The sequence below is a fragment of the Baaleninema simplex PCC 7105 genome (assembly GCF_000332355.1).
GTDB classification, from domain to species: domain Bacteria; phylum Cyanobacteriota; class Cyanobacteriia; order Cyanobacteriales; family Geitlerinemataceae; genus Baaleninema; species Baaleninema simplex.
Window position 1 is genome coordinate 48,744 of the sequence record NZ_KB235958.1, and the last position, 21,855, is coordinate 70,598.

A 21,855-nucleotide genomic window follows, 5' to 3' on the forward strand; every position below is an offset into this window, starting at 1 on the left:
TTCGCTTAAGCCTAGGAAACAAATATTTATTTCATAGGCTATAATAATTTCATGCTAAACATGACGTGGGAATTCAAGCTAGAGCCAACGGCGGAGCAGGTTTCAGACATCGAACACATTTTGGATGTGTGCCGCAATGTCTGGAATTTTGCCCTGCGGGAACGTAAGGATTGGCTAAATTCCCGAAAGTCGCCCGTAAATGCGTGTTCGATTCGGCAGGAATTTATCTGGCCTGCGGATGCACTATTTCCCAGCTATGCGCGGCAGTGCAAGTCGCTAACTGCGGCCAAAGCTGAATACCCCCGATTAAAGACTGTTAATGCCCAAGTGCTTCAACAAGTCATCCGAAAACTGGAAGCCTCTTGGGAGTCGTGGCGGTTAAAGCGTTCGGGTCTTCCACGGTTCAAAAAACCCAACCGGATGCGAAGCTTTGTCTTCCCCCAGATGCTCAACGCTTCGGCTCCGCTCAGCGTTGAGTCCGAGCGGAGTCGAGGACTCAAAAACTGTGTGTCTGATGAGGGTATAAAGCTGCCACAACTGGGATGGGTTCGGGTTCGGTGGTCGCGGAAAATTCCTGATTTATTCCAGGTTAAGCAAGCTCAAATTGTTCGCAAGGCATCCGGGTACTTTGTCGTGCTTAGCCTTCAGGCTGACGTCGATATTCCTGCTGTAGCCCCTCACGGACATCCGGTAGGGATTGACGTTGGACTGGAGTACTTTCTTTCAACGTCTGATGGGGAACAGGTCAAGCGACCTCGCTTTTTCAACAAACTGCACCGCAAGCTGAGATTGCTGCAACGCCGATTGAAGAAAAAGCAGAAGGGGTCAGCTAACTGGCTGAAACTCCAGAAGAAGATTGCGAGAGTCCATCAACGGATTGCCGATACGCGAAAAGACTGGCATTTCAAGCTGGCTCATCACCTCTGTGATGGTGCAGGGATGATTTTTGTCGAAGATCTCATCCCCCCACCCCCCCTTTTAAAGGGGGGCGAAGGGGGGATAGGAATGTTGGGCAAACACACTCTAGATGCTGGATTGGGTCAATTTGTCAACCAGATTCTTCCCTGGGTGTGCTGGAAGCGTGATGTCTTTTACGGCAAGGTGGATGCTCGTGGCACTTCTCAGGAATGCCCAGATTGTGGGGCAGAGGTTCATAAAGACCTCTCAACTCGAATCCATCACTGTCACAACTGCGGGTCAGTCAAACCCCGTGATGTGGCGAGTGGACAAGTTATCTGTACCCGTGGGCAACGGGGAATCGAAACTGCCTGTGGAGGGGAGGCGGCGGGGGCTGAGTTGGCTCAGTCTAGCTGGCACCTGTTGAAGCAGGAAATCTTTGGGGCGACCCAAGGAATCTCCCTGCATACCCGGAACGGGTTGCTGGGAGAGGATGTCAAGCCGTGCTGCAATTGGTGCAATTGTTGCTGATGCGTCGAGATTGAGTCGAACCCGATCGCGAACGAGGGGTAAGTCTTAGTGGTGCAGAAAAGTCTTGAAACCCTTGTTAGAAACGATATCGCCGTATTAAAGGGTTGGCCACGAAATCCCAGATCGGTAAATTGCTGCCGGAGATCCCCGGCATCTCCAAGATGCCGGGGATCTGGCTCGAGCCTAGATACATATTTTATGTGTTTTGTCAATCTCCGATTTTGAAAAATTTTCTGCACCACTGAGGGGGTAAGTCCAAACAACTTACCCCGATCTTTGTTTTAAACTCTTTTTTCTGGGATATTCTTTATCTTTCGGTGGGTTTTCACCACACGAGCAATTTCGCGAATGGGATACGCGATACAGAAAAACTTCCCATTGCTTCTCTTTTAAGATTACTCTAAAATTACAACTAGATTACAACAGAACTCTTTGCCCTCAAACGCTTTGATTCGAGAAGAAACCCTAAACCTCCTAGAATGGCCTCGATTGTGCCAGCATCTCTCCACTTTTGCGGCGACGAAGTTGGGGTCGATCGCGGCGCGTTCTCTGCCGATTCCCAACGAGCGATCGGAGAGTCTGCACCTGTTAGCGCAAACCCAGGAAGCCTATACGTTGGAAACGACTGTCGAGGGGGGACTGTCGTTCGGTGGAATTCGCGATATTGGAAGTTCGCTCGATCGCGCGGAAATTGGCGGAATTCTCGATGGAAACGCCCTGCTAGACATCGCCACAACCTTATATGGGGCGCGACAGCTTCGACGGGCGATCGAAAAAGCCGGACAAAACACCGTTGACAACGCGGATTTGGAGTTTCCCGTTTTAGAGAGGTTGGTGTCCGAGTTACGGACGTATCCAGAACTCGAACAGGAAATCCATCGCTGTATCGACGATCGCGCAAATGTGGCCGATCGCGCCAGTACAGAGTTAGAGTCGATTCGCCGCCAACTCAAACAAACCCGCGATCGCATCTACCAAACCCTCAACCGCATGATGCAGCGTCAGGGGGGCGCGTTGCAGGAACAGCTAATCACCACGAGAAGCGATCGCTTCGTGCTTCCAGTCAAAGCCCCGCAAAAAGACAAGATCCCCGGAATCGTTCACGATGCGTCTGCGACGGGGGCGACGTTGTATATCGAACCCAAGGCGATCGTCAACGACAACAACCAACTACGCACCCTAGAACGGCGAGAAAAAGTCGCAGAAGAGGCGGTATTGCGGGCGCTAACCGAACGAGTCGCTGAGGTAAAACCCGACTTAGAACGGTTGCTAGCGATCGTCACGACGTTGGATTTAGCCGCTGCGCGGGCGCGATATGGCTTGTGGTTGGAAGCCAACCCGCCGCGATTCGTAGACACCGAGGAAAATACGACGCTGCGACAGTTACGCCATCCGTTATTAGTGTGGCAGCAGAAACACGAAGCCGGGCGCGACGTGGTTCCGATCGACGTTACGATGTCGCCTCAGATTCGTGTGGTGACGATTACCGGACCGAATACGGGGGGGAAAACGGTGACGTTGAAAACCCTGGGTTTAGCCATGTTGATGGCGAAGGTGGGGATGTTCGTTCCGGCGCGAGAACCAGTCGAGTTACCTTGGTTTTCGCAGGTGTTGGCGGATATCGGCGACGAACAGTCGATCGAACAGAATTTATCGACGTTTTCCGGTCACGTGCGCCGCATCAGTCGTATTTTAGAGGCGGTGACGGAGGACGATAACGCGTTGGTGTTGTTGGACGAAGTGGGGGCGGGAACCGATCCCAGTGAAGGCAGTGCGCTGGCGATGTCGCTGTTACAGTATTTGTGCGATCGCGCTGGGTTGACGGTAGCGACGACGCACTTCGGCGAGTTGAAGGCGTTGAAGTACCAAGACGATCGCTTTGAGAACGCGTCGGTGGAGTTCGACGACGCGAGTTTGTCGCCCACGTATCGTTTACTGTGGGGGATTCCGGGGCGATCGAACGCCCTTTCGATCGCCAGACGGTTGGGGTTAACCTCGCAGGTGGTGGACTCGGCGCAAGAATACGTCACCTCGGGAATCAGCGTCGATGTCAACGAAACCATCGCCCAGTTAGAAGCACAGCGGCGGCGTCAGGAGACGAAAGCCGACGAAGCCAGTCAAATCGTGGCGCAAGCGGAACGGTTGAATCAGGAAATTGCGGAAAAAGCCGAACAGTTGCGCCAGCGAGAAGAACGGCTGAAACTGGAACAGGAACGGGCGATTCGGGAAGCGATCGAGGCGGCGAAGGAAGAAATCGCCAAGGTGATTCGGCGGTTACAGCAGGGAACCCCCACAGCGCAAGACGCGCAGAAGGCGACAGCGGCGATCGACGCCATTGCGGAACGGAATTTACCCTCTCGTCGAGAACCGCCGAAACCGAAACCGGGATTTCGTCCGAAGGAGGGCGATCGCGTCCGCATTCCCCGTTTGGGACAAACAGCGGAAGTCCTCAGCGAAGCAGACAAAGATGGGGAACTGGTGGTGCGGTTTGGTTTGATGAAGATGACGGTTCCCTTAGCGGATGTGGAGTCGCTGTCTGGGGAAAAACCAGATTTACCGCAACCGAAAGCGAAACCCGCGCCGACGGTGACGATGAAAACTGCGCCTGTGGTGAGAACCTCTAAGAATACGTTGGATTTGCGAGGAAATCGCATTCACGAAGCGGAACATACGTTAGAAAATGCGATCGCTGAAGCGGTTCCCGTGGGCGGTGCGTTGTGGATTATTCACGGAAAGGGAACGGGAAAATTGCGCGAGGGGGTGCATGAGTTTTTGAAGCGATCGAGTCATATTGACCGGTTTGAGTTAGCGCAGCAGAAGGATGGCGGTGCGGGGGTAACGGTGGCGTATTTGAAGTGAGGAGTTTGAAATACGCAAGCCCGCGATCGTTGGCAAAGTTTAGTCAATTTAACAGAAGCTTACGAAAGAAAAATCGAATATTTTTTTTTAGGATTTAGGTGTTGAGGCGATCCCAGTCTTGCAATTGAAACCCAACCCATTCTCACATTAATATAGGGAGATCTCAAAGGACGTTCGGCAAAGCGCAAAAGGGAAATCCTAAAAAATCGAGATGTTTTCTTCTATCAAACTTATGTTTTTACAAAACTGAGATGTACCCTTTTGCGTTTTATTTCCATCTCTGAGTTTTTGTGTCGCCGATCTTATAAATTGTCGACTCAAACAGCTTCAATCTTCTTATCTCGATCGATCCAACATTAAAAACACGACCGAGCCGCGTTGTTTCTGTATTGCCGAACACGATATCTAAAATAACTTAAGATTAAAACTCTAAAAAAATAATGAATTTTTCACAAGAAATTTAAATCGAAATTTTATAAAAGTTTAAACATTAAATTATATCGCAATCCAAAATGAGTCGTCAAAAATTAAAACACCCAAAAAAATCTGATTCCCCGTTCCCCGTTCTCCGTTCCCCGTTCCCTTTTTGTCTCAATTTTGTTACACAACTGATTTAGGGTTGCTATATTTCTTAAACTCTCGCGAAAAAAATCTCACAAACCTTACACTTGACTAAAGTTCGTTGACTTTTCCCGAACCCGGCTATAGACTCAAACCGAATACAGATCCCTAAAACTCCAGAATATATCCAGAATACGATAAAGCCATGCCTTTCATCCAGAAATCTCGGAAGATTCTGAACGCTGCGGCTCAGATGCTCGGTCGCACTCTCGCGGTAGGAGCGGGTGCGAGCTTGCTGGCGTTTACCGCCCCTGCCGACGCCCTCGAAACCATTATCATTCGGTACAACCAAGACGAAGTTACCGTCACCCTCGACGATATTCTCGACTTTGCTGCCACCGGAGACCTTCCAGAACTCGAACAACTCCTCATCGATCAAGAGGACATTCTGCAAGAGGCTGCCGAAGACATTCTCAACGTCCTTCAAGATGCCCTAACCGAAGAAGTTCGCCTCAGTGCCAGACTACGCGGCGACATCGAAAGTTTTCTCAACAGTACCACTGGGGAATTCTTGCTCACCCAGCTCGAGCAAGTCATCACCCGTGCTGACAACACCAGCGATCTCGAATCGATTCGCGCGGCGTTGGTAGACGTATACGAAGAGCAAGACTACGTGTCGGTTCTCACTCTCATTCAGGCATACCCGGAAGATATCGTCAAAATCAATGCCAGCGGCTTAGAAGGCGTGGTACGCGATGTCGATTCCTTCATCACTGAAATCGAACCCGCCTTGCAAGCGATTAAAGACGTACTGCAAGACATCATCTGCGATTGTCCACCTCGGGACGAAAGCAACTTACCCACCGACGAACTCCGGGCTGAATGTCGTCCGACGTCCGACTCTCTCGTCGAAGCTGACATCGAAACCGATGCCAATACCTTATCGGCAGCGAAAGCTGTAAAGCCGAGTAAAGCTGCCCAGTAACGCGTTTGGAGAACATCTATGCCTGATTCGATATTCCGTCCGCCGTCTTGGTTGCGATCGCCTGCGACGAAATTGCTCTCGGTCGGGTCGGCGTTAGTCCTCGGTGTTGCAGGGATAACAGCCGACGCTGCGGCCGCTGACCGACTGGTTTTCACCTACGGGGCTGCCAACCGCGACATCGATATTGCCGATTTAGAAGCCTTAGCTGAAACCGGAGAAATCCCTCGCGATGCCTCGACGTTGCGGTTTATTGCGAACACCGCCAACCTGAGCGCTGAGGATATGCAGATCGCTCTGACGCAAGAACTCAGTGTCAGCCTGCGCTTCATCGACGACGTAACCTATTCTCTGCCGGGGGAATACGTTTTGTTCCAAATGGGGCAAGTCTTCCACAACCGAGGTCGCGTCGCGGAAATTCAATCGCTGCGTGCAGCCTTTATCAACTCCGTCAGCAGTGACGGTCGCATTACCTTACTGGAATTTTTGCAAAACTATCCCAACCGCGACCTCTATATTGACGGAGCGCGACTCCTCAATGATGCTCAAGACGTCATCGCGTTTGTGCGAGATGTCGGCGATCGCCTCGAAGTTCCTCTCGCTGTCGCCAAAGAGGTTCTCGAAGGCGTCGTGTGCGAGTGCGAAGTAGAGGAATAGTAGTTCGTGAGAGGAGGAGATGATGAGGTGATGAGACTTCGTCAGTGAAGAAGGAAGAGTAAAGAGTGGTGGCAGTTAAAAAGTTCTCCCCTTCTCCCCCTCTCCCCCTCTCCTCCTCTCCCCCTCTCCCCCTCTCCTCTTCTCCCTACTGAACGAAGGTTTGAACCTGACCGTCGTGACCGAGAACCAGCCGTAACCGAACGCCCGAACTCGCAGGCGACACGAACGCTTCGCCGAGGTCGGGCAATTTGGCATTCTCGACAAACTGCGTCGCGGTCTTGCCGAGGGGAGTGACCGCATCGAGACGACCCTCAGAATCGATCGCCAGGGTATATTCCAAAGTCTGAGTCAATCCCTCGGGGGGTTCCCAGCGGTCTTGAAAATAGCGTCGGACTTCTGCCACCTGCGGGACGACATCGAACGCCGTCCCTAAATCTCTAGACGCCGATCGCGTTGGCGTCGTCGGTGAGGGATCGAAACTCGAGCCGGGTTTCGAAACGTCCTCGAAGCGAACTTGTGGAATCGTCGGTGCCACTGGCGAAACTGTCGGTTCTGTGGTGGGTGTCACCGCCATTGAGGGCGCGTTTGAGGGGGAAGAGGTCGCGCGATTTGTCCCAGGCGAGGCGGTCGTATTACCCGAAGACTCCGAGGTGGCGACGGGCGTGGCTGGGGTGGGAATTTCGATGGGAGTCGGCGCGATCGCCGTTGGAGGTGGCACGGTGGGACGGCTCAAGGGGGGCGGTGTGGCTAGGTTTTTCGGAGCTGGGGGCAACGTGCGCTCGGGTGACGCTAACGTGGCGTCGGTCGGGGTAGATTCTAGAGCAGACTGGGAGGTTGCCGTCGGTGCGGGCGATCGCGCGACGTCGAGTCGTCCGAGCGCGGTGGTCAGTCCCAAGGTGGCGATCGCTCCGGCTGCCGCACTGACCCACAGGGGCAGGCGATCGTGCGTTCCGTCTCGTTCGGGAAGTTGCCCTAAATCCGCCGCGTACTCTTCCAAGGCCGCCGCCAAATCGAACAGTTGCAGAGTTCCCAAGCGAATCGCCGTTCCGGTCTCTTCGGTCGCCAGCGACCCCAAAACTAACTCGTGAGAGACGAAGCCCTTCGGTTGCAGGTATATCGAATCGGAGGTGTAGGGTAACGGCGCGATGCGTGCGGCCGTCACCGGCCAGCGATCGCCGTGCGATCGCCGATGTCCAGAGGCGACCGTCACCGGTTGCGGGGGTTGCGCCAACAGATGCCCCACATAAGTCGTCACGGCATCACAGAGGCGATCGAGTTGGGCCTTATCCCCCCGTAGAGTTTTCTGCTGCTCGTCGGGAAGCCGAGGATCGTCGAAGGACAGCGCGAATCGTACTCGCGACAGCACGGGAGTTTGCGAGCGAAACCAAGACGCCCCACACTTAGCCGTGACCGATAGCGAACAGGTGGGGGGCGTGTACTGACGGCGGATCGAGCCGCGCAACATAGTAGCGATGGCGTCAGACGACAGCATAGACGAACGGCAACCTCATGTTTACGGCAAGTCCAACTCAGACGGACGCTGCGATCGCGGCAAGTTTCGAGATGGTGGTTTTCCGCGCTTGTCGCGCGATCGAGGCGTGTCGCTCCCTCGATCGCAGAAGGCGTCCCTCGGGCGTGGAAACGTCGCTTCGGCGTTCTGGGGAAGCATCTGTGCGACCTCGCGATCGAACAGAGCCAACCACAAGCGACGCGCTCCTTCGGGCCCGCTGTAAAACAACAAGTCTACCAGGAGCTTCAGCGCTAATTGTTCGAGGACTTGGGGCGACACGCGATCGCCGTCGATCATGCGCTCTTGATAGGCGTCCGTGAAGCGATCGAGATAGTCTCCCAACAACCCCGCCTCGTGGGGCGGGCGATCGATGGCATCGTACTGTTCCAGCAGCGCCATCGCTCGCCGAATCAGTTCGTGATGTTCCCGAGCTAAAGCGCATACGACTAACACGAGCGATCGCGCCTCTTCCACGTCCAGCTTTTTACGTCCCCCCTGACCGTTTCTCAGGGGACTTGACTGTCGCAGTCGCCACAGCGTGACGCGATCGCCGATCGTCTCCGCTTGTCCCAGTTTCGCCGCCACGCGCAACACGGCGTCCGACCCGATACCGGCCAGCGCCTCCAACGCGAGCAGCGTCAGGTCGAGCTTGGCTCTTATATTCTCCAACTGAGCGAGATCGATCGTTTGCACGACAAGCACATCTTCACGCATGGGACATCACACACACACACATTTTGGAGGGGGAGCCGGGGAGAGGGGGAGAGGGGGAGAGGGGGAGAGGGGGAGAAGGGGAAAAACTGTCAACTGTCTCCACTGCTTCGTGGCTCACTGCTTCGCGGCTCACTGCTTCGCGGCTCACTGTTCCCTGTTCCCTGTTCCCCGTTCCTTGTTCCCCGTTCCCTGTTCCCCGTTCCCCGTTCCCTATCAACGTATTACCAAAGCGATTAAAGCTAGGATAGCGGTTACGCCGTAAAACGTCGCGACGACCTGTAACTCCGACCACCCCGATAGCTCGAAGTGGTGGTGTAACGGTGCCATTTTAAACAGACGTTTTCCGATGCCGTCGGGATCCTTCGTCGCTTTGTAATACCCCACTTGGGCGATAACTGATAAAGTTTCGGCAAAAAATAGCCCGCTGAGAACTAACAAGCCAAACAGAACGTTTGCCAATACCCCGACGGCTGCTAAAGCGCCCCCTAACGCCAAGGAACCCGTATCTCCCATAAATACCCGTGCGGGATTGCGGTTGTGGGCTAAAAAGCCCAAGCAGGCACCGCTCGCGATCGCGCAAAACAACGCCAAACCGGGAAACGTCGGCGCGACGATCGCCGCCAGTCCCAAAAACGCGATCGCCCCCGTTCCCCCCATCAAACCGTCGAGGCCGTCAGTCAGGTTAGTGGCGTTGCTTTCGGCCACGAGGACGAACCCTGCTAACAGCCAAAACAGCGCCCCCAAGGGAAGCGCCCAACCGCCGGGAAACTGTACGGTTTCGCTCTCGGCCAGACCGGGGGTTATTTTCGCCCAGGCACAAAACAGGATGGCGAAGCCGATTTGCAACGCTAATTTCGTGCGTGGTGAAATTCCCTTGTTGGATTTGCGGCGCAAGACTTGCCAGTCGTCGAGCCATCCAATAAAGGCGTAAGCCAGGGTCAACGCCGAAACGCCGACGACCGAGATGCGATCGACCGACGACATTTCCCCGGACAGGAACACCCACGCCCCAGCAACGATCGCGGCTGCGGGAACGAACAGAATTCCGCCCATTGTAGGCGTTCCCGCTTTTTTAAAATGAGCTTGGGGTCCTTCTTGGCGAATTACCTGACCGGTTTTAAGCTGTTGCAGGACGGGAACCCCCCAAACGCCGACGATCGCCGACAATGCTGCGCCGACCCACAGCGGTAACGTCAGTGAGAACGCAGGATCGAACAGGCGATCGCCCGAAACGTCAAAACCGATCGCAGCGAGACTCAAGCCTCCCGCCAACCCCCACGACAGACGCCCTCCTGTGAGGGTCGCTCGTCGGTTTGAAACTTTCGTATCCACAGCACTTCTTTTTGACACTCCCCACCCACACTATGTCGTTGTCGATCGCCGGTTTCGTTCGAGTTCGATCGAGATTCCCAGAGATCGAGCCTGAAAACCAGAACCTACAAGTCGTCCCCGTCGCTGTCGTCGCTGTCGCTATAACTATCGTCCTCTTCCTCTGCAATCAAACCGATGAATTCTTCTTCTTCGCGAGCGGAAGACTGCTCTCGATCGTCGCGAGGAATGATGCGCCCCGAGGCTTTGAGCCATTCCAAAAGAGAAGTTTCGCGATGGGACGGAATGAGTTCCGCCGGTTCGTGACGGGGTAGTTGACGCAGAGAGGGATTGATCGGATCGTTCATTCTCGTTTTTGGGACTTTATGGAATTAATTCGTCGTTGAATGGTAACACTTTGCCCGCAATTGCCCGGCTGTCGTCGAGCAAAAACGCTACAGAACGCAGGCAAGTCGATTACCTCATCGATTTTAAAACATTGGTGGCGGCGTTAACCCCTTTAACCGATCGCGATCGCTCTCTAAGCCTTTGCTTTGAACCAACACGCCGAATCCCCCCAATCCCATCGGGTCGATGAGGGAGTGCAACACTTGGCGACGCTGCATGATGTCGATAATCTCCTGTCCGGTAGCTGGACGGTTCTCCTGTCCCAGTTCGGCCAGGCGTTCTCCGAGTCCCAACGCCATTAAAAACAAACCCTGTTGGGTAAAGCCTTCTGTCGTTAACCCGCAGGCATCTCCTTGACGTTGTAAGGCAGTAAAATCCACGTGAGCGGTGATGTCTTGTTCTCCGATCGCCGTATAGGGATCGTCGTGATAGCGATGTTGGCAATAACACTGTAACGTCCCGCGCGATCTCCCGATTGCGTAGTATCGTCGTGCTTCGTAGCCGTAATCGACGGTCAACACGTAACCTCGGTCGAGTTTGTTCGCAACGGTTTCCATCCAAGAGAGGGCTTGCAGGTTCACCTCGGTTCGATAGCCCTCCCGAAAGTGGCTGGGGTCGATTCCTACGAAGTCGAAATACGATCGCAGTCGTGGTGCAGACAATTCCCCCGTTACCTCTCGAAACGCGCCCGATTCGTCGAGCGTGGTGTAGATTTCTTGCAACTGACCCCCTTCGACGGCGATGCGGTGGACGGGAAAGGCATCGACGAGTTCGTTGGAGAGAAAACAGCCGACGATCGACGAATCGGGAATCTCTTCCCAGTCGCACCAACGCAGGTTAGCCCCTTGAATTTGTTTCTGATGCGATCGCAAACTCGAGGAGGTTTCGACAATAACGTATTCGATCGCCTCGAAACACCCGAACGCTTCTCGTTGTAGATATTTCAACAGATCGACGGCTAAAATACCTTGACCTGCCCCCATTTCTACGATCGAAAACGGCTTGGGTTTTCCTAAGATTTCCCACATCTGACGCAACTGTTTCGCCAGCATTTCCCCAAAATCTGCACTGAGATGGGTTGAGGTGACGAAATCGCCCCCGGCTCCGAATTTCGCTCCACGGGAGTAGTAGCCGTGTTGGGGGTGATACAAGACCGTTTCCATGTAGTCGGCGAAGGAAATGCGACGGTCGGGCGCGTTTTCGATGCGATGTTGGATCGATCGAACCAGTTCGGGGTTGGAGTTGGGCGTCATGGCCACGAAAATCGAGTTGAAGGATTTATGAAAATGTCGCGATCGATTGTAATACTGTTGCGAGTTAGATTGGGCGATCGCATCGAAATTTGACTGTTCTCGCGAATTTAGGCTGGAGTGCAAACGCGATCGATCTTTTGGGCTGGTAACGATTTACCCCCATTTTTTTCTAAAGTCTCTCTCTAGAGAGAGGCAACGTCTCGATTCAATTGAATACCCTAAAAACAAGACTCGGTTAATGTCTTGAAAGCTGTAAAAATTCAACTATTGATATGACGACTACAGTAAAACGCCCCACCTCGATCGAATCCTATCTCGGCGACGAAGCCGACGATCTCCTTAACTATCAAGCGCGACTTCCCAAGGAGATGTTAAATCTTCCTTCGGGAGATGTGGTCGATCGCCTGTTCGTCCAGAGCGATCGCAATCCCCAAGTGTTGCGAAGTCTCCAACAACTCTTCTCCCACGGTCGCCTCGCCCATACTGGCTATCTCTCGATTCTCCCAGTAGACCAAGGAATCGAACATTCCGGCGCAGCCTCCTTCGCTCCCAACCCCCTCTATTTCGACCCGGAAAACCTGGTTCGTCTGGCGTTAGAAGGGGGATGCAACGCGATCGCCACTACGTTAGGCGCGTTGGGGTCGGTGTCTCGCCGCTACGCCCACCGCATCCCCTTTATCGTCAAGCTCAACCACAACGAGTTACTGACCTATCCCAACCGATACGATCAAATTCAGTTCGCGTCTGTCGACCAAGCTTGGAACCTGGGGGCGACGGCTGTAGGTGCGACGATTTACTTCGGGTCTGAAGAATCGACCCGCCAAATCCGCGAAGTCGGCCGTGCGTTCGAGCGAGCCCACGAATTAGGAATGGCGACGATTTTGTGGTGTTATCTGCGAAATTCCGTCTTCAAACAGGATAAGGACTACCACACCGCCGCCGACCTCACTGGACAAGCCAACCACATGGGTGTCACCCTCGAAGCCGACATCATCAAACAAAAACAGCCCCAAAGTAACGGCGGATACGACGCCGTCGCTCGCGGTACGGGCGGAAAATACGGCCGTACTGACGATCGCGTTTACTCGGAACTCACCAGCGACCACCCCATCGATTTGACGCGATATCAAGTCCTCAATTGCTACGCCGGACGCGCTCCGTTAATTAATTCTGGAGGCGCTTCGGGAGATAACGATTTCGCCCAAGCGGTACGTACGGCGGTCATTAACAAACGGGCTGGCGGTGGCGGTTTGATTTCCGGTCGCAAGGCGTTCCAACGTCCGATGGAAGACGGGGTGAAACTCCTCCACGCCATTCAAGATGTGTATCTGTCACCGGAGGTTTCGATCGCCTAAATTCGCCTAAATTCGCCTTAAATTTGCATTAAATTTATCGATCGCGCTGAGATCCCCGGTATTTTCGAGATACTGGGGATCTGTGAATTTCACTGAATTTCCAGTTCGGTCGGACAGCCAACCTGTCGTTTTCCGTCGCGGTACTCGGCGACGATTTCCCGAAACCGTTTTTGTCCGAAAATGCGGTAGTGTCCGGGGTAGACGGTTTCGATCGCCATTTTTTGCAAGCGATCGAAACTCTGTAAATAGCTGGAAATTTCACTTCCGGGGAGGTCGTCGAGGAGGTCGCCGTCGTAGACCACATCGCCGGAAAATAACTCTCGCTTCTGGGAATCGTACAGCGCGATCGCCCCAGGGGAATGTCCCGGTAAATGCAGTACTTCTAAGGCGCGATCGCCTAAATCCAAAACGTCGCCGTCGTGGAGAATTTGCGTCGGTTCGGCGGCGTTCAGCTTGTACTCGGTGACGGTAAAGCCAGGATAGGGAAGTTCGGCGAAATGCTCTTCTTGTACCCATCCCGAATCGCGATCGCACAGGGCGGCGTGGTTATCTCCCTGTTGTAACGCTTCGGCTTCGCAGGCGTGGATGGCGCGGCGATCGAACTCGTGAATTCCCCCCGCGTGGTCGAAATGGACGTGCGTGGCGATCGCCAACAGGGGTTTGTCTGTCAGTTCGGCGATGTGATGTCGCAAGCTGGCCACGCCCAGCCCCGTATCGATGAGTAAATCTTGGGTTTGTCCTTTAATCAGCCAAATATTGGCGCGATTCCACTCCCAATAGAAATCTTCGGTAATGCAGTAGAGTCCGTCGTGGATTGTGCGAGTTACAAACCACTGTTTCGCAACGGATTTTGGTACTTCTTGAGTCATCGAGCATTAGTATTTTAGGATTTATAAACAAATTTATATTTAGCTTGACAAAATTGAAGATACTCTATAATGAAAAATCAAATATTTCGGAGCGATCGCACAATTTTTCGTTTGATTTCGAGAAACTCCGGTGTTAATTTCATATCCAAGGTTCGATGAGACGGTAAATTGACAGTTACCTGTTCTTGAATCGAACCGGGGTGAGTTCCCATAACATAAATTCGCTGACAGAGAAAAATGGCTTCTTCGACATCGTGGGTAATTGTCAATACAGTAATCTGGGTTTTTTCCCAAAGATCGTGAAAAAATGCTTGAAGCTGTTCTCGTGTTTGTGCGTCTAACGCGCCAAAGGGTTCATCCATTAACAACACTTCTGGTTCGTTAACTAACGCGCGAGCGATCGCAACCCGTTGTTTCATTCCACCCGAGAGTTGTTTCGGGTAAGCGTTCGCAAACCGAGTCAATCCAATAATCTCTAAATAATAGGCAATGCGATCGCGCTGTTCGGCTTTTGGCATTCCTTTCAACCGTAACCCAAATCCAATATTTTTCGCGACAGTCAACCAAGGATAGAGGGTGTAACTTTGAAAAACCATACCGCGATCGGAACCCGGCCCCGGCACCACCTCACCCTCGACGATAACTTTTCCCGAAGTCGGTTTGACCAACCCCGCAATAATATTTAACAATGTCGATTTTCCACAGCCTGACGGCCCGACAATGCCAACAAACTCGTTTGAATAAAGCTCTAAATTAATATCTTGTAAAACTGTCAAAAATTTCCGCTTTTGTCGAAATTTATGAGTGATATTGCGAACCTCTAGCTTCGGCTCGTTCATGACTCTCAATCGTCTAGCAACTCGTAGGTTTAATGGAGGCAAGAAATTCAACACACCCAACTGATGAATTTCAAAAAAAATCTATAGCGATGTTAAATGATTCGTGGCAAAATCCCCTATCGGTTAAGGGTCGGGTGAGATCCCCGGCATCTTGGAGATGCCGGGGATCTGGACATCAACAATTTTTAAAATCTTTCAAAAAATTCACAAAATCTCGAGAGTCCAAACAAGCATTTTTCTGCAAATAGACCATTGCCTTAATCGCCGCACGATGCGCCTCCCAATCCGAACCAATACAACAATCTTCAAGAACGAAAAAATGATAATCGTGTTGGTGAGCGTCTACCGCCGTATAATGCACGCAAACATCTGTTAACGCTCCCATCAAAACGATGGTATCAGCTTTCAACCCGCGTAGTAAAATATCGAGATCTGTCGCAAAAAACGCACTGTATCGCCGTTTGGGGACTGTAAACTCCCCTTCAATTGGCAACAGTTCCGGGTGAAAATCGGTTCCTGGCTCGTTTTCCAAACAATGAATCGGTTCTGCACCATCTAACTCGCGTCCGAAATCCACTAATTCTTTACGATGAACTTCTTGAGTGTGAATAATAGGTATCTTGGCACGACGCGCCACCTCTAATACCTGTTTCGCTTTGGGGACGACAACATCTGTTCCAACTGTTGAAACGATCGATTCCATAAAGTCTTTTTGAAAATCGATCGCCAACAATACAGCATTTTCTAAAATAAGTTTCAAAGTCAGAAAATCTCCATTTTGTACATCATTTGTAGGGTGGGCATTGCCCATCAAACTCTACTAAATTTATCAACTAAATCATACGAGATCCGTCATCCGATAAGCTAGGTTTCAAGAAGTCTTCACCACATTTCCCCTTAGCCCCCTATCCCCCTTCCGCCCCCTTTCAAAGGGGGGTTGGGGGGATAGAGTGACTTGTCGGGTTGGGAAAAACCAGTATTTGAGTCCTCGACTCCGCTCGGACTCAACGCTGAGCGGAGTCGAAGCGTTGAGATTTGGATTCTGTATCATTTGGGATTTCTATTGCTTGCTTTTAGAGATTCCAACTTCAAAAAAATTAAGCTGAGGTGGGCGATGCTCACCCTACTAAATCTTCATCTTTAATTTGAGGTCGGTTCTGCCCAAGGTAATGTTAATTTGAAAATCAACTTAAATAGAAAGTCCAAAATCAGACCGATCGCACCAATCACGACAATACAAAACAGCACTTTGTCAGTTTGTAAAAAACGCTGAGAATAAATAATTTTAAATCCCAATCCACTTTGAGCGGCAATCAATTCAGAAATCACTAAAAAATTCCAAGCTCCCGCCACGTTTACCCGTAACGTATCGATAATGTTCGGTAACGTTGCTGGAAGAATAACTCGCCAGAGTAAATCCCATCGCGTCGCACCAAGCGTATACGCAACGTTCAACATTTCGTTCGGAATAAACTTCACTGCATCGGCAATCATAATCGCGTTGTAAAAAACGATCCCTAAAAAAACGATGATGATTTTAGCAATTTCTCCCAATCCCGCCCACAATACAATTAAGGGCATAAATGCAGCCACTGGCATATACCGCACCGTCCCCACAAACGCCCCAAACAGACTTTCCATACTGTGAAACGTTCCCATCGCAATTCCAATCGGAATTCCCACGATCGCAGCCACCAAAAACCCCGCTAACACCCGTCCGAAACTGGCAAAAATATCGACAATTAAATTTTCTTCGACAAACATCTCGATTCCCGCCTGAAGGACAGCCGTAGGGGTGGGAAGAAAGCGGGGATCGACCATTTCGCCGTAACTGAGAACTCCCCAAGCACATAGCGGGATAAATAACGCCAACGCCGTGAGCGTCAAACTCAGCCAGCGAGGGAATCCCTGGCGGATACTCCAAAACACAGACGGACGAAGATAGCGTTTGCGATCGTCGGACATAAGCAGGGGAGAGGGGGAGAGGGGGAGAAGGGGAGAAGGGGAGAAGGGGAGAAGGGGAGAGGGGGAGAAGGGGAGAAGGGGAGAGGGGGAGAAGGGGAGAAGGGGAGAAGGGGAGAGGGGGAGAAGCTGTTATCTGTAAACTGTCTTCACTGGTGACTGAAACACTGTTGACTGCTCACTGTAAAAGGCTGGTGGCTGTCGCTACATCACGATCCTTCTTCCATAACCGCTTCGACGAACTTGGGTTCTAACAACGGCTCGAGATCGGGAATCGTATCGATTTGACCTTGACTCTTTAAAAATTCTGCCAAATCGGTTAGGGATTTGAGTAAATATAGATTGCTTTCGGGATCGCCTAACATTTCCAAATTCATCTCGGCGTCGGGAAATTGAATCCCTTTGAGATCGGCAGCTAACGCCTCTGGAGTCACTTCAAACTGCTTGGCGGCAATTTCTAACCCTTCTTCGGGGTTCGTTTCGAGGAACGACAATCCTTTAAAAATTCCTTTAACAAAAGCTTCGGCGATTTGAGGATTCGCTTCGAGAAATTCGAGATCGAACGCATAAACGTCGGCGATCGCCATCGGCATTTTCGAGGAATCGTAAATAATACGTCCGTCTTCCTGCGCCTCGTTCGCCCGCTGCATAAACGGTGCGTAAGTCACTGCAACATCGATGTTTCCAGCCTGATACGCCGCCGCTGCTGAGGGAGGATCGGCGTTCACGAGTGTCACGTCTGACTCCGATAGTCCTACCTCCTCCAACACCTGAAGTAAGAAAAAGTGACTGACGCCGCCGCGATCGACGGCGATGCGTTCTCCTTTAAACGCCTCGATACTCTCAATGCGATTTCGTGCCAAAATTCCGTCGCCGCCGATGGAGGTATCCTCGACTAACACGATGCGAAAATCTTTCTCTTTCGCGGCTAGGGACACCACCTCAGAGGTGACGGGTGCGACTGCATCGATTTGTCCGGCAAGAAACGCCGCCACATAGTCGGAATTGGCACCAAAGCTTTTGAATTCTACCTCGAGACCTAATTCTCGAAAAAATCCCTTATCTTGGGCAATAAACAGCGGCGTAAGTCCGATCCAAACCGTCGAACCGACAGACAAAGACATCATTTCGGTCGGGGTCGTCTCAGCTCCCTCGGGATCGGGGGACGTGCAAGCGTGCAAGACAAGTCCTCCAGTCACGCCAGACAACAGTTGAAGAACCCGCCGCCGCGAAAACTGGAACGTCGAAGTAGAGGTCATAATTTCCGTCAAGCCTTATGTTAGAACAAACAGAGCGAGAACCGATCCCCACGAATCGAGTCGATTTTAAGGAGTATTTACCCTTACCGCGTTGGCACAAACTGTAGCCGAAACATCTTTTCTAGATCTTTCCTACCACGATTTGACTCCCATCGAGTCGCGATCGCCTCTCGTTCCCGAATTTTCCCATCATCCCATCTACTTCGCCCCTCTGTAACAGACCTCGCCTCAAACTGCCATGTAAAATTGTAAAGCTACTCCTTATGTGTGACTTGGTTTATGAATAGCGCCTTCCTCGATCGACTCCACAGTCCCGAGCGTCCCGTTCTCGTGTTCGACGGCGCAATGGGAACCAACCTACAAGTGCAGAACCTCACCGCCGACGACTTTGGCGGCCCCGAATACGAAGGCTGTAACGAATACCTCGTTCACACGAAACCCGACGCTGTCGCTACCGTTCACCGCGCCTTCCTCGAAGCCGGTGCCGACGTCATCGAAACTGACACCTTCGGCGGAACCCCAGTCGTCCTCGCCGAATACGACCTGGCTAACAAAGCTTACGACCTCAACAAAGCCGCCGCCAAACTGGCCAAAGACATCACCGCCGAATACTCTACCCCCGACAAACCTCGCTTCGCCGCCGGGTCAATGGGGCCTGGAACCAAACTCCCTACCCTGGGACATATCGACTTCGACACCCTCCGCAACGCCTACACCGTCCAAGCCGAAGGACTCTACGACGGTGGTGTAGACCTATTTCTCGTCGAAACCTGCCAAGACGTTCTGCAAATCAAAGCCGCACTCAACGCGATCGAAGACGTCTTCGCCAAAAAAGGCGATCGCCGTCCCATTATGGTTTCCGTCACTATGGAACAGTTCGGAACCATGCTCGTCGGTTCCGAAATCGGCGCGGCGTTGACCATCCTCGAACCCTACAATATCGATATCCTGGGTCTCAACTGCGCCACCGGCCCCGACTTGATGAAAGACCACATCCGGTACTTATCGGAACATTCCCCCTTCGTGGTTTCCTGCATCCCCAACGCCGGACTTCCCGAAAACGTCGGCGGTCAAGCGCACTACAAACTCACCCCCCTCGAACTGAAGATGTCCCTGATGCACTTTATCGAGGACTTAGGCGTGCAAATTATCGGCGGATGCTGCGGAACCCGACCCGAACACATCGCCGCCTTAGCTGAGATTTCCAAAACTCTCCATCCCAAAGACCGAAAACCGAACTACGAACCCTCGGCGGCCTCGATTTACAATACCCAAACCTACGAACAGGACAACTCCTTCCTGATCGTTGGCGAACGCCTCAACGCCAGCGGGTCGAAAAAAGCCAGAACCCTCCTCAATAACGAAGATTGGGACGGGTTGATAGCCTTAGCGAGAGCGCAGGAAAAAGAAGGCGCTCAAATTCTAGACGTTAACGTGGACTATGTGGGACGCGACGGCGTGCGCGATATGCACGAATTGGTCTCGCGTTTGGTGAATAACGTCAAACTTCCGTTGATGCTGGACTCGACGGAGTGGGAGAAAATGGAAGCGGGGTTGAAAGTCGCCGGAGGTAAATGCCTTCTCAACTCCACCAACTACGAAGATGGCGAACCGCGATTTTATAAAGTTTTAGAACTGGCCAAAAAATACGGTGCGGGAATTGTCGTCGGCACCATCGACGAAGACGGGATGGCGCGAACCGCCGAGAAAAAATTCGAGATTGCCAAACGCGCTTATTACGCCGCCATTGAATACGGAATTCCGGCGCGAGAAATCTTTTTCGACCCCCTGGCACTTCCCATTTCGACGGGGATTGAAGAAGACCGAGAAAACGGAAAAGCCACCATTGAATCCATTCGCCGAATTCGCGAAGAGCTTCCAGAGTGTCATATTACCCTCGGCGTTTCAAACATCTCGTTCGGCTTGAACGCCGCCGCGCGACAAGTCCTCAACTCCGTCTTTCTCCACGATGCAATGGAAGTCGGATTGGATTCGGCGATCGTCAGCGCCAGTAAGATTTTACCCTTGGCGAAAATCGATTCCGAACACCAAAAAATCTGTCGCGATCTTATTTACGATCGCCGCGAATTCGACGGAGACGTTTGCACCTACGATCCCCTCGGTGTCCTCACCACCCTCTTTGAAGGGAAATCGGCGAAGAAAACCAAACAAATCGACGAAAACCTTCCTATCGAAGAACGGTTAAAACAACATATCATCGATGGCGAACGGATCGGCTTAGAGGAATCCCTGGAAACTGCACTCAAACAGTATCCACCACTCGAAATTATTAACGTTTTCCTCCTCGATGGCATGAAAGTCGTCGGCGAGTTGTTTGGTTCCGGACAAATGCAGCTTCCGTTTGTGTTGCAGTCGGCGCAAACCATGAAAGCGGCGGTGGCGTATCTCGAGCCTTACATGGATAAAGAAGACGCTGACGACAGCGGAAAAGGCATCTTCTTAATCGCCACTGTAAAAGGGGACGTTCACGACATTGGTAAAAACCTCGTCGATATTATCCTCTCGAACAACGGCTACAAAGTCGTCAACCTCGGCATCAAACAACCCGTTGAAAACATCATTCGTGCCTACCGCGAACACAACGCCGACTGTATTGCCATGAGTGGGTTGTTAGTGAAATCTACTGCCTTCATGAAAGACAATTTAGAAGTCTTCAACGAAGAAGGCATTACCGTCCCCGTGATTCTCGGCGGTGCAGCGTTGACACCAAAATTCGTCAATGAAGATTGTCAGAATTCCTATAAAGGACGAGTGGTTTACGGAAAAGATGCTTTTGCTGACTTACACTTTATGGACAAGTTAATGCCAGCAAAGGCGGATGGCAATTGGGACGATTTGAAAGGCTTCTTAAACGAAGAAAACGGTAAAGCTGAAGTCGTCAAAACCACAGACGCTGCTGCGAAGAAGTCAGACCAAGAAAAAACCCAAGCCGCCGAACCCATCGAAGTCGATACGCGACGTTCCGAAGCGGTGGATGTGGATATTGCACGTCCGAAACCGCCGTTTTGGGGAACGAAAATCCTGCAACCGGAAGACATTCCCCTTGAGGAACTCTACTGGTATTTGGACTTACAAGCCTTGATTGCGGGTCAGTGGCAATTTCGCAAACCTCGCGAACAGTCTCGGGAAGAGTACGACGCGTTTTTACAAGAAACGGTTTATCCGATTTTGGACACCTGGAAAAAACGAATCCTCGAGGAAAACTTGCTGCACCCTCAGCTCGTTTACGGCTATTTCCCCTGTCAATCGGAAGGAAACTCGCTGCATCTCTATAAACCCGAAGACGCGGAATCGGGACAGTTAACCGAACCCGTCGCTACCTTTACCTTCCCCCGTCAGAAATCGATGCGTCGTCTGTGTATTGCGGACTTTTTCGCGCCGAAAGAAAGCGGACAAATCGATGTCTTTCCGATGCAAGCGGTGACAGTGGGTCATATTGCCACAGAATTCGCAAACAAACTGTTTGCCGCGAACGAGTACACCGATTATTTGTACTATCACGGGATGGCGGTTCAGGTGGCGGAAGCGATGGCGGAATGGATTCACGCGAAGATTCGCCGCGAGTTAGGGTACGGACATTTGGAACCGGACAACGTTCGGGATGTTTTGGCGCAACGCCACCAGGGTTCGCGATACAGTTTTGGCTATCCTGCGTGTCCGAAGGTTTCCGATCAATACCGTCAGTTGGAGTTGATGGGAGTCGATCGCATCGGAATGTATATGGACGAAAGCGAACAGTTATATCCGGAACAGTCTACCACCGCGTTTGTGGTCTATCATCCGATTGCGAAATACTTCAGCGCCTAGGCGTTTTTCGTTTGAGTTTCCAGGGCGATCTTTAACGATCGTCCTGGCATTCTATCGAGCTTT

16 protein-coding genes are annotated in these 21,855 nt (G+C 52.0%); 6 read left to right on the top strand and 10 right to left on the bottom strand.

Annotation, left to right across the window (positions count from 1 at the left end):
* Positions 1–51 precede the first annotated feature (51 nt).
* From GEI7105_RS0101995 to GEI7105_RS0102010, 4 genes are all read left to right on the top strand, one after another.
* A complete protein-coding gene (locus GEI7105_RS0101995; protein ID WP_017658812.1) occupies positions 52–1,428 on the top strand; it encodes an RNA-guided endonuclease InsQ/TnpB family protein in 1,377 nt (458 codons plus the stop codon).
* Positions 1,429–1,875: 447 nt separating this feature from the next.
* On the top strand, positions 1,876–4,287 hold the full coding sequence (locus GEI7105_RS0102000) for an endonuclease MutS2 (protein WP_017658813.1): 2,412 nt from the start codon (positions 1,876–1,878) through the stop codon (positions 4,285–4,287).
* Positions 4,288–5,053: 766 nt separating this feature from the next.
* Positions 5,054–5,833, top strand: coding sequence for an alpha/beta hydrolase (locus tag GEI7105_RS0102005; protein ID WP_083862282.1), 780 nt, complete (start codon positions 5,054–5,056; stop codon positions 5,831–5,833).
* 18 nt (positions 5,834–5,851) lie between these two features.
* Entirely contained in the window at positions 5,852–6,487 is a 636-nt protein-coding gene (locus GEI7105_RS0102010; protein WP_083862284.1) for an alpha/beta hydrolase, read from the top strand.
* 145 nt (positions 6,488–6,632) lie between these two features.
* On the opposite strand, the gene GEI7105_RS0102015 is transcribed toward GEI7105_RS0102010, so the two are convergent.
* The 5 genes from GEI7105_RS0102015 to GEI7105_RS0102035 form a co-directional block, all read right to left on the bottom strand.
* Positions 6,633–7,979 carry a DUF4335 domain-containing protein gene (locus tag GEI7105_RS0102015; protein WP_083862286.1) on the bottom strand — a complete coding sequence of 449 codons (1,347 nt, stop codon included), beginning with the start codon at positions 7,977–7,979 and terminating at the stop codon, positions 6,633–6,635.
* 21 nt (positions 7,980–8,000) lie between these two features.
* Positions 8,001–8,690 (bottom strand): DUF3038 domain-containing protein, encoded by a 690-nt coding sequence (locus GEI7105_RS28665; RefSeq protein ID WP_342662805.1) that lies wholly within the window; start codon positions 8,688–8,690, stop codon positions 8,001–8,003.
* Positions 8,691–8,924: 234 nt separating this feature from the next.
* Positions 8,925–10,043, bottom strand: coding sequence for a phospho-N-acetylmuramoyl-pentapeptide-transferase (gene mraY, locus GEI7105_RS0102025; RefSeq protein WP_026097360.1), 1,119 nt, complete (start codon positions 10,041–10,043; stop codon positions 8,925–8,927).
* 104 nt (positions 10,044–10,147) lie between these two features.
* Complete coding sequence (locus tag GEI7105_RS0102030) at positions 10,148–10,387, bottom strand: DUF3134 family protein (RefSeq protein WP_017658819.1); 240 nt, start codon at positions 10,385–10,387, stop codon at positions 10,148–10,150.
* Between the two features lie 123 nt (positions 10,388–10,510).
* Positions 10,511–11,803, bottom strand: coding sequence for an SAM-dependent methyltransferase (locus GEI7105_RS0102035; RefSeq protein WP_017658820.1), 1,293 nt, complete (start codon positions 11,801–11,803; stop codon positions 10,511–10,513).
* Between the two features lie 149 nt (positions 11,804–11,952).
* On the opposite strand from GEI7105_RS0102035, the gene GEI7105_RS0102040 reads away from it, so the two are divergent.
* Positions 11,953–13,035: a class I fructose-bisphosphate aldolase gene (locus GEI7105_RS0102040; RefSeq protein ID WP_017658821.1), complete on the top strand. Its 1,083-nt coding sequence runs from the start codon at positions 11,953–11,955 to the stop codon at positions 13,033–13,035.
* Positions 13,036–13,124: 89 nt separating this feature from the next.
* Here the strand turns inward: GEI7105_RS0102040 and GEI7105_RS0102045 are convergent, their stop codons facing one another.
* The 5 genes from GEI7105_RS0102045 to GEI7105_RS0102065 form a co-directional block, all read right to left on the bottom strand.
* Complete coding sequence (locus GEI7105_RS0102045) at positions 13,125–13,904, bottom strand: MBL fold metallo-hydrolase (RefSeq protein WP_017658822.1); 780 nt, start codon at positions 13,902–13,904, stop codon at positions 13,125–13,127.
* A gap of 77 nt (positions 13,905–13,981) precedes the next feature.
* Entirely contained in the window at positions 13,982–14,743 is a 762-nt protein-coding gene (locus tag GEI7105_RS0102050; RefSeq protein WP_017658823.1) for an ABC transporter ATP-binding protein, read from the bottom strand.
* Positions 14,744–14,918: 175 nt separating this feature from the next.
* Entirely contained in the window at positions 14,919–15,554 is a 636-nt protein-coding gene (locus GEI7105_RS0102055) for a cysteine hydrolase family protein (RefSeq protein WP_051044110.1), read from the bottom strand.
* A gap of 329 nt (positions 15,555–15,883) precedes the next feature.
* Complete coding sequence (locus GEI7105_RS0102060) at positions 15,884–16,708, bottom strand: ABC transporter permease (RefSeq protein ID WP_035492409.1); 825 nt, start codon at positions 16,706–16,708, stop codon at positions 15,884–15,886.
* 206 nt (positions 16,709–16,914) lie between these two features.
* Positions 16,915–17,964 carry an ABC transporter substrate-binding protein gene (locus GEI7105_RS0102065; protein ID WP_035492581.1) on the bottom strand — a complete coding sequence of 350 codons (1,050 nt, stop codon included), beginning with the start codon at positions 17,962–17,964 and terminating at the stop codon, positions 16,915–16,917.
* A 279-nt stretch (positions 17,965–18,243) separates the two neighbouring features.
* Between GEI7105_RS0102065 and metH the strand changes: the two genes are divergently transcribed.
* Positions 18,244–21,792, top strand: coding sequence for a methionine synthase (gene metH, locus GEI7105_RS0102075; RefSeq protein ID WP_017658828.1), 3,549 nt, complete (start codon positions 18,244–18,246; stop codon positions 21,790–21,792).
* Positions 21,793–21,855 lie beyond the last annotated feature (63 nt).

Bases quoted from the DNA above. Each gene is read 5' to 3' on its own strand.
- GEI7105_RS0101995 (WP_017658812.1), top strand. From the start codon at position 52: ATGCTAAACATGACGTGGGAATTCAAGCTAGAGCCAACGGCGGAGCAG.
- GEI7105_RS0102005 (WP_083862282.1), top strand. From the start codon at position 5,054: ATGCCTTTCATCCAGAAATCTCGGAAGATTCTGAACGCTGCGGCTCAG.
- GEI7105_RS0102010 (WP_083862284.1), top strand. From the start codon at position 5,852: ATGCCTGATTCGATATTCCGTCCGCCGTCTTGGTTGCGATCGCCTGCG.
- GEI7105_RS0102015 (WP_083862286.1), bottom strand. From the start codon at position 7,979: ATGCTGTCGTCTGACGCCATCGCTACTATGTTGCGCGGCTCGATCCGC.
- GEI7105_RS0102030 (WP_017658819.1), bottom strand. From the start codon at position 10,387: ATGAACGATCCGATCAATCCCTCTCTGCGTCAACTACCCCGTCACGAA.
- GEI7105_RS0102040 (WP_017658821.1), top strand. From the start codon at position 11,953: ATGACGACTACAGTAAAACGCCCCACCTCGATCGAATCCTATCTCGGC.
- GEI7105_RS0102045 (WP_017658822.1), bottom strand. From the start codon at position 13,904: ATGACTCAAGAAGTACCAAAATCCGTTGCGAAACAGTGGTTTGTAACT.
- GEI7105_RS0102050 (WP_017658823.1), bottom strand. From the start codon at position 14,743: ATGAACGAGCCGAAGCTAGAGGTTCGCAATATCACTCATAAATTTCGA.
- GEI7105_RS0102055 (WP_051044110.1), bottom strand. From the start codon at position 15,554: ATGGGCAATGCCCACCCTACAAATGATGTACAAAATGGAGATTTTCTG.
- GEI7105_RS0102060 (WP_035492409.1), bottom strand. From the start codon at position 16,708: ATGTCCGACGATCGCAAACGCTATCTTCGTCCGTCTGTGTTTTGGAGT.
- GEI7105_RS0102065 (WP_035492581.1), bottom strand. From the start codon at position 17,964: ATGACCTCTACTTCGACGTTCCAGTTTTCGCGGCGGCGGGTTCTTCAA.
- metH (WP_017658828.1), top strand. From the start codon at position 18,244: ATGAATAGCGCCTTCCTCGATCGACTCCACAGTCCCGAGCGTCCCGTT.